The sequence below is a fragment of the Methylophaga sp. OBS4 genome, assembly GCF_026319305.1.
GTDB lineage: Bacteria > Pseudomonadota > Gammaproteobacteria > Nitrosococcales > Methylophagaceae > Methylophaga.
Genome location: NZ_JAPDMV010000048.1, coordinates 1 through 13,250, shown reverse-complemented (window position 1 = coordinate 13,250; position 13,250 = coordinate 1). Strand labels below are relative to the sequence as shown.

At 50.0% G+C, this 13,250-nt stretch carries 7 protein-coding genes and 1 pseudogene; all 8 read left to right on the top strand.

The window, feature by feature from the left end; genetic code table 11:
• Positions 1-87: 87 nt before the first annotated feature.
• Positions 88-3,639, top strand: coding sequence for a nitrate reductase subunit alpha (locus tag OMP95_RS11800; protein WP_323135136.1), 3,552 nt, complete (start codon positions 88-90; stop codon positions 3,637-3,639).
• On the top strand, positions 3,636-5,174 hold the full coding sequence (gene narH / locus OMP95_RS11795; RefSeq protein ID WP_266329066.1) for a nitrate reductase subunit beta: 1,539 nt from the start codon (positions 3,636-3,638) through the stop codon (positions 5,172-5,174). The genes OMP95_RS11800 and narH overlap by 4 nt, the downstream gene beginning before the upstream one ends.
• Before the next feature lie 2 nt (positions 5,175-5,176).
• Positions 5,177-5,902, top strand: a complete 726-nt coding sequence (narJ, locus tag OMP95_RS11790; RefSeq protein ID WP_266329063.1) for a nitrate reductase molybdenum cofactor assembly chaperone — start codon at positions 5,177-5,179, stop codon at positions 5,900-5,902.
• Positions 5,903-5,905: 3 nt separating this feature from the next.
• Positions 5,906-6,592: a respiratory nitrate reductase subunit gamma gene (gene narI / locus OMP95_RS11785; protein WP_266329061.1), complete on the top strand. Its 687-nt coding sequence runs from the start codon at positions 5,906-5,908 to the stop codon at positions 6,590-6,592.
• Positions 6,582-7,370: a peptidylprolyl isomerase gene (locus tag OMP95_RS11780; protein WP_266329059.1), complete on the top strand. Its 789-nt coding sequence runs from the start codon at positions 6,582-6,584 to the stop codon at positions 7,368-7,370. Before narI ends, OMP95_RS11780 begins: the two co-directional genes overlap by 11 nt.
• An 86-nt stretch (positions 7,371-7,456) precedes the next feature.
• Positions 7,457-10,036: a NarK family nitrate/nitrite MFS transporter gene (locus OMP95_RS11770; protein WP_323135135.1), complete on the top strand. Its 2,580-nt coding sequence runs from the start codon at positions 7,457-7,459 to the stop codon at positions 10,034-10,036.
• 297 nt (positions 10,037-10,333) lie between these two features.
• A complete protein-coding gene (locus OMP95_RS11765) occupies positions 10,334-12,079 on the top strand; it encodes an FAD-dependent oxidoreductase (protein ID WP_266329057.1) in 1,746 nt (581 codons plus the stop codon).
• A gap of 708 nt (positions 12,080-12,787) precedes the next feature.
• Positions 12,788-13,250, top strand: a pseudogene (locus tag OMP95_RS11760) (cytochrome P450); the annotation flags it as partial.

Genomic DNA, 13,250 nt, shown 5'->3' with positions numbered 1-13,250 from the left:
ACAAGCTTCGGCGGACATTGATACAAAGCCTTTGCCTTTACATGAGCCCTGGCCCTTGCAGGCATTATCCGCGGTCTTGCAGTCGTTGTGTCCGGCACACTTGTTAACACCGTAACAGTGCACCACTACCCCCGCACCCGGCCCGATTTGCCCAATCACGAACCGCGCGGTTGCCCTCGCGGTGCCAGTTTTTCCTGGTATATCTACAGCGCCAACCGGCTCAAATATCCGAAGGTGCGGCAGACGCTGTTGTCACTCTGGAGGGAAGCCAGACAGCTTCACGCTGATCCGGTTGATGCCTGGGCCTCAATTGTAGAAGACAATGCCAAAGCCCGCAGTTACAAATCGCGACGAGGTATGGGCGGATTTGTGCGCGCTGACTGGGATGAGATCAACGAAATCATCGCTGCGAGCAACGTCTATACCGCAAAAACCTATGGACCGGACCGTATATCCGGATTTTCCCCTATCCCGGCGATGAGCATGGTCAGTTACGCTGCGGGCTCGCGCTACCTTTCCCTGATTGGTGCCAACTGCCTGAGCTTTTACGACTGGTACTGTGATTTGCCGCCATCGTCGCCACAGACCTGGGGAGAGCAAACAGATGTGCCCGAATCGGCGGACTGGTTCAATTCCGCCTATCTGATTGCCTGGGGATCCAATGTGCCGCAGACCCGGACACCTGATGCGCACTTTTTCACCGAGGTCAGATATAAAGGCACTAAAACGGTTGCCATAGCCTCTGATTACTCCGAGTGTGCCAAATTATCCGATGTCTGGCTGGCACCAAAACAGGGCACAGATGCCGCCTTGGCGATGGCATTTGGTCATGTCATTCTCAAAGAATTTTATGTTGACCGTCAGGTTGACTATTTCAATGATTACTCTCGTCGTTACACCGACCTGCCGTTGTTGGTGAAGCTTGAGCCACACGCTTCCGGTGGCCTGGTGCAGGGCGCATTTTTGCGAGCGAGCGACCTGGCTGAAGATTTGGGCGAACAGAACAATCCGCAATGGAAAACCATTGCCATCGATGAGTTATCTGGTGAGCTTGTATCCCCCAATGGCAGCATCGGTTATCGCTGGGGTGAAAAGGGTAAATGGAATCTGCAGCAAAAAGACGGGGCTGAAGGTAAAGACTGCCGGCTGACGCTGAGTCTGAAAAACACGGCTGATGACCTGATTGATGTGTTGTTCCCTTATTTCGGTAGTAAAAAACATGATCTTGGCTATTTCCAGCATACCGAACATACCGAACTGCAACGCCGCAAAGTGCCGGTCAAAACCATCACGTTAAAGGATGGCAGTCAGCGTCAGATCGCCACCGTGTTTGACTTGATGCTGGCACATTACGGCGTTGATAACGGCCTCAACGATGACAATGTCGCCCGTAGTTATGAGGATAATGTTCCTTACACCCCCGCCTGGCAGCAACCGATCACTGGTGTACCGGCTGAGCGAGTGATTCAAATTGCACGCGAGTTTGCCGACACGGCAGCCAAAACCAACGGCCGCAGCATGATCATCGTTGGCGCCGGTTTGAACCACTGGTTCAACATGGACATGAACTATCGGGGGCTCATCAACATGCTGATGTTGTGTGGCTGTGTCGGCCAGTCTGGCGGAGGCTGGGCCCATTATGTCGGGCAAGAAAAACTCAGGCCGCAAACAGGCTGGCAACCACTCGCTTTTGGCCTTGACTGGAGCCGACCTCCCCGGCATATGAATGGCACGTCGTTTTTCTATAACCACTCTGATCAATGGCGCTACGAAAAACTATCAATCAGTGAAATGTTATCGCCGCTGGCAGATACGTCACGTTGGCAAGGCTCGATTATTGACTTTAATACACGGGCTGAACGGATGGGCTGGTTGCCATCGGCCCCCCAGTTGGGACGTAATCCGCTGGTGCTGACGCGTGAGGCGGAAGTTGCTGGTCAGGATCCCAAGGACTATGTGGTAGAACAACTGCGTTCTGGCAAGCTTAACTTTGCCTGTCTTGAACCGGATAGCCCACAGAACTTTCCCCGCAATCTGTTTATTTGGCGATCCAACCTGCTCGGCTCATCAGGCAAGGGGCATGAATACATGTTGCGACACCTGCTGGGTACACGACATGGCCTGCAGGGCAAGGACCTGGGAGAAACGGGTCAGGCGAAACCAGAAGATGTCCACTGGCAGGATGAAGCCGTTGAGGGCAAAGTCGATCTGCTGGTGACTCTCGATTTTCGCATGTCCACGACCTGTCTGTATTCCGATATTGTGTTGCCAACCGCCACCTGGTACGAGAAGGACGATCTTAATACCTCGGATATGCATCCGTTTATTCACCCGTTGTCGAAAGCAGTGGATCCGGTCTGGCAGTCGAGAACCGACTGGGATATTTTCAAAGGCATCGCTAAAGCCTTCTCGACAGTTTGCAGGGGACATCTCGGTGTTGAGAAGGATCTGGTGACTCAGCCTTTGCTTCACGATACCCCGGCCGAAATTGCGCAGAGTGACGGCGTTAAAATGTGGTGGAAGGGTGAATGTGAACTTATTCCCGGGAAAACCGCGCCAAACATGGTGGTGGTTGAACGTGACTACCCCAACACCTACCAGCGTTTTGTCTCGCTGGGTCCGTTACTGGAAACCTTGGGCAATGGTGGCAAAGGCATCAGCTGGGATACCAAGGATGAAGTCAACTTCCTTGGAAAACTGAACTATGTTCACCAAACGCCTGGTGCCAACCTGGGACGGCCACGCATTGAAAGCGCGATTGATGCCGCTGAGACCATATTGAGTCTTGCGCCCGAAACCAATGGTCAGGTAGCGGTGAAGGCCTGGGCGGCACTATCTGAATTTACTGGTATCGATCACAGCCATCTCGCAAAAAACAAAGAAGAAGAAAAGATCCGTTTTCGCGATATTCAGGCGCAGCCGAGAAAAATCATCAGTTCGCCGACCTGGTCAGGACTGGAAGACGAGCATGTTTCATACAACGCGGGTTACACCAATGTGCATGAATTGATCCCCTGGCGAACCCTGACCGGACGGCAGCAGTTTTACCAGGATCATCTGTGGATGCGCGATTTTGGCGAGCAGTTGGTGTTGTACAAACCGCCAATGAATCTCAAAAACACGGCGCCTGTTCTCAATAAAAAGCCCAACGGCCATAAAGAGATTGTGCTCAACTGGATCACGCCGCATCAGAAGTGGGGCATCCACTCCACTTACTCTGACAACTTGCTGATGCTGACGCTCAGCCGCGGTGGTCCGATTGTGTGGATCAGCGAAGTCGATGCGAAGGCTGCCGGTATTGAGGACAACGACTGGATTGAGGTGTTCAATGTCAATGGTGCCATCACCTGCCGCGCCGTCGTGTCTCAGCGCGTGCCCGAAGGAATGAGCATGATGTATCACGCACAGGAACGAATCGTGAATATCCCCGGCTCGGAAATTACCGGTGGTCGAGGTGGTATACACAACTCGGTTACACGGGCGGTGATGAAGCCCACCCATATGATTGGCGGTTATGCCCAGTTTTCCTATGGTTTTAACTACTACGGAACCGTTGGCTGTAACCGCGACGAGTTCGTGATTGTCAGGAAAATGAGCAAGGTTGATTGGCTGGAAGAGGAAGAGGAGGCCAGATCATGAAAGTACGCGCACAGATAGGCATGGTGCTCAACCTCGATAAATGCATCGGCTGTCATACCTGTTCGGTGACGTGTAAAAACGTCTGGACCAGTCGTGAGGGAATGGAATACGCCTGGTTCAATAATGTCGAGACCAAACCTGGCGTGGGATACCCCAAGGAATGGGAAAACCAGGATAAATACAACGGCGGCTGGACGCGTAAGAAAAATGGCAAGCTGATCCCCAAACAAGGCGGGAAGTTACGTATTCTGGCTAATATTTTCGCCAATCCTGACCTGCCGGAAATTGATGACTATTACGAGCCGTTTGATTTTGACTACCAGCATCTCCACACAGCGAAAGATAGCAAACACCAGCCGGTAGCCAGACCGCGCTCATTGATCAGTGGCCAGCGAATGGAAAAAATCAATTGGGGGCCGAACTGGGAAGAATTACTGGGTACGGAGTTTGAAAAGCGCAAACGCGACAAAAATTTCGATGATGTGCAAAAAGACATCTACGGGCAGTTTGAACAAACCTTCATGATGTATCTGCCCCGCCTGTGTGAACACTGCCTTAATCCGTCCTGCGTGGCGAGTTGCCCTTCCGGCGCCATCTACAAACGGGAAGAAGACGGCATCGTATTGATTGATCAGGACAAGTGCCGGGGCTGGCGCATGTGCGTCTCCGGCTGCCCCTATAAGAAGATTTACTACAACTGGAAAAGCGGCAAGTCTGAAAAATGTATCTTCTGCTATCCGCGTATTGAGGCCGGTCAACCCACAGTCTGTTCCGAGACCTGTGTTGGGCGTATCCGCTATCTTGGCGTTTTGTTGTATGACGCTGATCAAATCGAGCAAGCTGCAGCTGTTGCCGATGAGCAGGATCTGTATCAGGCCCAGCTCGATATATTTCTCGATCCCCATGATCCGGAGGTAATTGCCGCTGCTCGGGAGGAAAGTATCCCGGAAAGCTGGCTGGAGGCAGCGCGTCAATCGCCCGTCTACAAAATGGCCGTTGACTGGCAGGTTGCTCTTCCGCTTCATCCGGAGTACCGCACGCTACCGATGGTATGGTACGTACCGCCATTGTCACCCATCCAATCCGCTGCTGAAGCGGGTCATGTATCGATGAATGGCGTGATCCCTGACCTGGAGTCATTGCGGATCCCGCTACGCTACCTTGCCAATCTGTTGGCTGCAGGTGATGAAAAACCGGTTGTCCGTGCATTGAAACGGATGATTGCGATGCGTGCCTATAAACGCGCTCAACAGGTCGAAGGCATGGAGGATTATTCTATTCCCGAGCAGGCAGGGATTACTGCCGAGCAGGTCGAGGAAATGTATCGCTATATGGCAATTGCCAATTATGAGGATCGCTTTGTGATTCCCACAAGCCATACCGCTTATGCCGAAAATGCCTACGACATGAAAAGCAGTTGTGGTTTCAGCTTTGGTAATGGTTGCAGCGATGGCAATAGTGAGACCAATCTGTTCGGACAGACCAAGGCTTCACAGCGCAAAGTCAAAGTGATCCCCATCACAATCGGTAAATAACCATGCAAGTCTTATTTGTATTTTCACGTTTACTGGATTATCCCGACCAGGGACTTTATCAGGACAGGGCATTATTTGACGAACTGATTGACGAGAGCCCATTGCAGACTTTATCCAAAAAACGGTTGAACAGTTTCTTTGACAAGTACCTGACAATGGATTTGATGAGCTGGCAGGCGCAATACGATGGCCTGTTTGAGCGTGGACGCAGTCTTGGACTATGGCTGTTTGAGCATGTGCATGGTGAAAGCCGGGATAGAGGCCAGGCGATGGTCGAGCTGTTGGCAAATTACCGTGCGGCCGGACTCGAAATTAATCAACAAGAATTGCCGGATTACATTCCGCTGTTTCTGGAATTTCTGGTCACTCAGGGCGAGGATAATGCGAGGGAGTGGCTGATACAGGTCGAGCATATTCTGGCACTGATTATGTGTCGTCTGGAACAGCGTGAAAGCGACTACGCAGCCTTGTTTGAGTTGTTGCTGGAACTGGCTGATAGTGATCTTGATCTGGATGCGTTACGCCAGCAGTTGGCTGGAGAAAAACGTGATGATACTGCCGAAGCTCTTGATAAGGAATGGGAAGAAGAGGTCGTGACATTTGGGGCCGATACGGGGGGAGGCGGCTGTAGCTCTCAGACAGAGGGGGGCGAGACTGTCCGCGAGGTTCCGGTTACATGGATGGATTTTGACCAGACGAGGCGCCACAGTCCACCGGACAGGGGGTGAAAAATGACATATCTGAATTTTCTATTGTTTGGAGTGTTTCCGTATATCGCAGTGTCCATCTTGTTGCTTGGCTCAGTGATTCGTTATGAGCGCGAGCAATACACCTGGAAAGCTAGCTCTAGTCAGTTGCTCGAGAAGAAGCAACTTCGACGCGGTAGCATACCTTTCCATATCGGCATTCTGGGCATTTTTATCGGCCATTTTGTTGGCCTACTCACGCCAAATGCTGTCTGGCATGCGTTGGGGATTTCGCCGGGGTTTAAACAGATCATTGCGATTGTCGCGGGGGGCATATTTGGTTTGATTTGTCTTTATGGTCTGGTGATTTTATTGCATCGCCGGCTGACGCACCCGGCTGTCCGCGCGACCAGCACAGTGATGGATATCTTGATCCTGATGCTATTGCTGGGGCAGTTGCTGCTTGGACTGGGAAGTACCTTTATTTCTGTTGCTCATCTGGATGGCAGTGAGATGCTGAAGCTGATGAGCTGGGCGCAGAATATCGTGATCATTAATCCGCAAATGGCGGTGTCAGCGATTGCTGATGCGCACTGGATCTTCAAAATGCATGTGACCTTGGGACTCTTTATCTTTGCCGTATTTCCCTTCAGTCGGTTGGTTCACATGATCAGCGTGCCGGTTAAATATTTGTTCAGGAATTATCAGGTGGTCAGAACCCGTGGCAGTTAATGAAAGACAGAAAAACGGCGTGATTAAGGTCAATGGCGTCGAAATTTTTGAAACGGATATACTGAAGGAGATGCAGTACCATCCGGCAGCTTCTCAGGAGGCGGCTTATCAAAAAGCAGCACAGTGTCTTGTGATTGACGTCGTATTGCGCCAACAGGCAGAAGTATTGGGAATAAACATTACCAATACTGACAAAACGGATTATCTGGACACATTGATTGCCCGGGAAGTCAGTGTTCCACAAGCGGCCGAAACAGAGTGCCGACAATATTATCAGGCTAATCCTGAGAAGTTTCTCACCTCGCCACTGGTTGCCGCGCGCCATATTTTACTGGCGGCCCATCCCGATGATCTTCAGGCGCGAACTGAGGCGTTGAAACTGGCGGAATTGTTGATCGAAAAGCTGTCCCGACAGCCAGACTTTTTCGCCAAACTGGCCAGACAACACTCTCTCTGCGATTCTGCCAAGCAGGGCGGGCAGCTTGGACAGCTCAGTCGTGGGCAAACCGTACCAGAGTTCGAACGGCAGCTCTTCGCCGCCTCGCCGGGATTGATCCGGCGGCCGGTAGAAACGCGTTTTGGCTTTCACGTGGTATCGGTTGATCAACGCATTGAGGGAGAGGTGATACCTTATCAACATGTCGCCGATCGAATTGCTGAGTATCTCAACGAACGCGTTCAACGAAAGGCAGTAGCGCAATATATCGAAGTTTTACTCGCCGAGGCCGACATTGAGGGAATCGATCTCGCTGTTTCAGGCTCCCCCCTTATGCAATAGCGAACAGGCGGCTGAAGTTGAACTCCTCCCCATCGCAAACAGCTTTTTACCAAAAACGCACGCTCTGGTTGGTGAGTGTTTCGTTGATGTTCTGTTTCGCCGCATGGACTGTTTTATCAGTCATTGGCATTCAGATTCGTGATCAGCTGGGACTGGTCAACACCCAGCTGGCGCTGCTGATGGCCATGCCGGTGTTGACCGGGGCACTGAGCCGTCTGGTGTTCGGCGTGATGGCAGATTATCTTGGCGGGCGGCGAATTTTTATTCTGCTCATGCTGATCCCAGCCGGCTTCTTGTGGTTGTTCAGCATCAGCGAAAGCTATGTTGCGATGTTGTTGTCGGCAGCCGGGTTTGGCCTGCTTGGCGGGAGTTTTGTGGTAGGCGCCGGTTACACCACCTCATGGTTCAAGCAATCCGAACAGGCCAGGGCCCTCGCTATCATCGGCTCTGCGACGATGGGCATGGCCATGACGTCATTTGGTACTGCCGTGTTGCTTCAAGTCCTCAGCTGGCAGCAAATGATCCAGCTGACGGCGCTGACGCTGGTGGTGGTTGCCATCGTATTTCAGCTAATGGCCCATCCTGAGCCTGGCCGCAGCGAACTGCGCAAGCAATTGATCTCGCGACTGACTCCAATTTCAGAGCCCACTGTCTGGCGCTTTTCGTTCTACTACTTCCTGCTGTTCGGTGGGTTTATTGCTCTAGTGTTGTGGCTGCCGGTCTATCTTATCGAAGTCTACCGCCTGAACCTGGTTCAAGCCGGTGCGGTGACTGCCATCTTTATTGTTGTGACCTCTTTGATGCACATTCCGGCTATCAGTCTTGTCAGCAAGCTGGGAGCCAGGCGGTCTATGTATGCAAGTTTTGGTGTGGTTATGCTGAGTGCGTTTGTGCTCAGCTATCCGCCGACGACATACCTGATTCATGGTGTATCGGCAAGCTATCAGTTTGCTTTCTCGATTAATCTTCTGATCTTCACCCTGCTGATTTGTGTGCTGGGCAGTTTTCTGTCGCTAGGCAATGTTGCTGTTTTAAAACATATCCCGGACTACTTCCCCAATCATATCGGTCTCGTTGTCGGCACGGTAGCCATGATAGGTGGCCTGGGCGGTTTTCTGCTGCCCCTGACATTCGGACTTATCAGCGATGTTGTCGGGGTATGGCAAGTAAGCTTTATGTTGCTGTTTGTGATGGCCGCCGTCTCACTGCTGTGGATGCATTTCACCATCCGGCGGGCAGAGCAAATCGAGTGGCGGCAGGATCAAGAGGTTTCCGATCTGCCTGAACTTTCCACTCCGTCTGTTTTTGTGCTGGAAGACTGGCGTCCAGAAGATCAGGCATTCTGGCAACAAAAGGGCAAGCGCATTGCCCGGCGTAATTTGTGGATTTCGATTCCCTGCCTTTTTCTTGCTTTTGCGGTCTGGACTATCTGGAGCATTCTGGTTGTGAAAATGCCGGAACTGGGATTTGCCTATAGTGCAAATCAACTGTTCTGGCTGGCAGCCTTACCTGCTTTGTCAGGCGCTACTTTGCGCCTGTTTTATGGCTTCATGGTGCCTGTTTTTGGAGGCCGACGCTGGACGGCGCTGTCCACCGCCAGTTTGCTGATCCCCTGTATCTGGTTGAGTCTGACACTACAAAACCCTGAAACACCCTATGTCGTCATGCTGATCCTGGCGTTATTGTGTGGTTTTGGCGGCGGCAATTTTTCTTCCAGTATGGCCAATATCAGCTTTTTCTTTCCCAAAAAGGAAAAAGGAACTGCACTCGGACTGAATGCCGGGCTTGGTAATGTGGGGGTAGCCGCCATGCAGTTAATCGGCCCCCTTATTATCTCCAGCAGTGTCCTGGGTGGTGAGCCATTGACGGTAGCCAGCGGTGCTCAGGCAGGTTCCGCTCTCTGGCTGCAAAACGCTGCCCTGATCTGGGTACCATTGATTGCCGTTGCTGCAATTGCTGCATGGTTTGGCATGAATGATATTGCATCGGCGAAATCTTCATTTTCTGAGCAGGCTGTCATATTCAAGCGCTTTGATAACTGGACGATGTGCGTGTTGTATCTGGGCACGTTTGGCAGTTTTATCGGCTTTGCGGCAGGTTTTCCTCTTTTAAGTGGCAAACTTTTCCCTGACGTTGACGTAATGAAGTATGCCTTTATTGGGCCATTGATAGGTGCATTGGCAAGACCCGTGGGTGGCATGCTGGCAGACAAGTTGAGTGGTGCCATCGTCACTTTCTGGTTATTTGTCATTATGGTAATGGGTGTTATTGGCGTAATCTTGTTTTTGCCGACTGTTGAGTCTGAGGGTAATTTTGCCGGATTTTTTATCATGTTCTTGCTGCTGTTTCTGGCCAGTGGCGCGGGCAATGGCTCTACCTTCAGAATGGTACCGGTGATTTGCCTTACGCTCAGACACGAGGCATTGGGCGAGAGTAAGCAGGAGCAGGCTGTCGTCGAGGCGAATCGTGAATCAGCGGCCATTCTGGGTTTTATTTCGGCAATCGCTGCGTATGGTGGCTTTTTCATTCCCAAGTCTTACGGTACCGCATTGTCCATGACAGGTGACGTGCGTGCCGCATTTATCGGTTTTGTCGTTTTTTATGTAGTCTGTCTTTTCATCACTTTCTACTTTTACATGGGCTCCAGGGCACGCGTGAAATGTTGACCGTCCGGACTATCAAGGAGCAAAAGGTAAGCTGATGGGCGGGAGCGTGTTATTACTACACCTGCTGGGCGCAACAAGCTGGACAGGAGGTTATATCGTGCTTGCCTTACCTCGCGTACTAAGAGAAAGTTTCTCCGCAAAGCAAATTAAGTCAACAGGATTGAAATAAGAGTCAATAGGCATAGCGCTGCATCCTTTTTGGCCTCTAATCTGTTTTATCGGCATCACAAAGTTTGAGTCGCCACCAATTTGCTAGACACCTTTCAGCCATTCAAAATGGTGGTAAGTGAGGTGCAAATGAATAGGGAAGATATGAAGATAGTAATTATCGGTGGGGTGGCTGCCGGCATGTCTGCTGCAGCAAGAGCCCGAAGGCTTGATGAGCATGCTGTTATCATCGTCATTGAAAGAAGCCAATACGTATCTTTCGCAAATTGTGGGTTGCCTTATCACGTCGGAGAGGTAATAGAGAACCGCGATGCTCTTGTATTACAAACACCCGAGTCACTTGCGGAGTCACTCAATCTTGATGTGCGTATTGGCCATGAAGCTCGTCACATCAAGTCAGATCGGCAAAATATCACGGTCAACAAACTTAATACAAATGAAGACTATCAACTCACTTACGACAAGTTAGTGATATGCCCTGGTGCAAAACCAACGGTGCCGAATTTGCCGGGAGTCAATCATCCCAGTGTATTCACGCTCCGTAACATTGAGGACATGGATAAACTCAAAGCCACAGTTGATGGTTCTATTAAAAGCGCAGTGATAATTGGTGGTGGTTATATCGGCATTGAGATGGCTGAAAACCTTCATCACCGAGGTATAGAGGTCTCTCTGATTGAGATCGCAGATCAAGTCATGCCTCTGCTGGACCAGGAAATGTCACGAGATATTCAGTATCACCTTGAATACCATGGCATCAACTTAAAGCTTTCAACATCAGCAACCGGGTTTAAAGAGAATAACCAGCAATTAGATGTCTTGCTTGATACGGGAGAATCGATCTCAACTGATATGGTTCTGCTGGCTGTTGGTGTGAGGCCCGATATTAGCCTTCTGGATGGTACTGGAATAGCAATAGGCTCGAGTGGCGGCATTCTGGTAAATAAATATATGCAGACCAATCTGCCGAATATTTACGCGGCGGGTGATGCTGTGGAAGTATCGGATACGATTACCGGCGAGCCCTCATTAATAGCGCTTGCCGGCCCAGCAAACCGGCAAGGTCGGATCGTTGCTGATCATATATTTGGTCGAGCAAGTTCCTACTCAACTACTCAGGGCACCGCGATAGTGAAGGTGTTTGAAATGACGGCTGGAGGCACCGGCGCTTCAGAAAAGACATTAAAAAGAAATAACATTCCATATCGCAAGATATACATTCACCCCACTGGGCATGCGAGTTATTACCCTGGGACAAACTCCATGCATATCAAGCTATTGTTCAAACCTGATGATGGAAAACTATTAGGGGTGCAGATCGTTGGCTACGATGGTGTTGATAAGCGAATTGATGTTTTTTCTGTAGCACTTCGAGCAGGTTTGACCGTGTTTGATCTGGAACATTTGGAGCTCACTTATGCCCCGCCGTATGGTTCGGCGAAAGATCCAGTCAACATGGCCGGATTTGTCGGCTCAAATTTGCTCAACGGCGATATTGAGTTTTGGTATGCTGAAGATTATGAGAATGTCATTGAGAATGCTCTGCTTGTAGATGTGAGAAGCTCGATTGAATATGACGCTTGGCATATTGACGGGGCCGTTAATATTCCACTGGGCAAGCTTCGTAGCAGTCTGAACAAGCTTCCAAAAGATAAAATAATCCTGCTTTATTGTCGGGTTGGCTTCAGAAGCTATCTTGCTTACCGAGTCTTGGCGCAATCTGGAGTTAAACAAGTGAAGACTCTGGCTGGTGGTTCAAAAACATTTTGTAGCTTTCACAGAACACCGCTTTGCACGGGTAAGCCAGGAATGCCTTTTGTCGCGCATGCGGAAGAAAGGCTCGCGGAAAATCCACAAAGTGTAAACAGCGTGTAACTTTGTGGCTTTGCAAAAGGGTCTGTTAAGTTGCTTTCAGCTTGTAAACAGTAAACCAAGATGGGTGTTTTGCGGGTTTGTGTCGTGAAAAGTGGTACATTCTGATGCCAAAACCCACTAGGAATAACGATAATATATCAATACAAACAATGACATAAATGTTAATTGTCAAGCTTTGCTCCCTTGTTTCTGAGGCTTCATAACATTTTCATCTTTGAGTCGCTTTTAGTTCTCCTCCCTGGAGGATTTCGGAGTGCTTGATTCAAAAGGTCAATTCCATCTGTGATTATGCTCTACAGGGGCAAAAAAGATTTTTTGGCTGTAATAGTAATTACTACTACCAGTATGGCCACAACGAGGGTTTAAGACTCGTGCAGTCAATTTTGATTGGGATCAGCTTGGCCTGTCGGTGGCATTCAGACCTATCAAAGTCAGCAACGGGCAGTCATCGTGAAACCAGATTAAGTCCCTAAAAATAAAGAGGGATATTGGTCTCAATAAAACGCTAATTGCTTGGGCAATTGATGCAGATCAAAAAAAGCATTGTTATTCGTAAGAAAGCAAACACCAGAGCAGAAAAAATTTTTTTACGTGAGTAGTATTTAGTATCACGCTGCCAGTTGTCACTGCGAGTGTTAAAAATATGAGCAACCTACATATGACTGGTAGCCGCCTGAATAAGTCAGGGTGATTCAAAAGAGGAAAGTCATGAGCAGGAATAAATATCAGCAGGACTGGGATCCTAGGGCTACTTCTGTACTGGAAAATCAACTCGCCGCATATGATGAAATGAGGACACGCGGTCCTGTGGCTTATAGTGACTATATGCAGTGGTCATTGTTTCGCCATGAGGATGTTAAGCGCGTACTGGAAGATCATGATACTTTCAGTAATGTCGCGAGCTGGCATTTGTCCGTACCGAATGCTATGGATCCTCCTGAGCACACCCGTTTTCGCCGTATTATCGATCCCTACTTTGATCCGGAAGCGATGGCGGAGTTTGAACCAAAGTGTCGTGCTATTGCTGAAAACATTGCTGCGCGCCTGTCTCACGAAGGCGAGATAGAAGCAATGAGCCTGCTGGGGCAAGATTTTGCGCTCGAAATTCAGTGCGCGTTTATGGGATGGCCTGCAAGCCTGTATGAACCCCTGCGGATGTGGACCCGTGGCC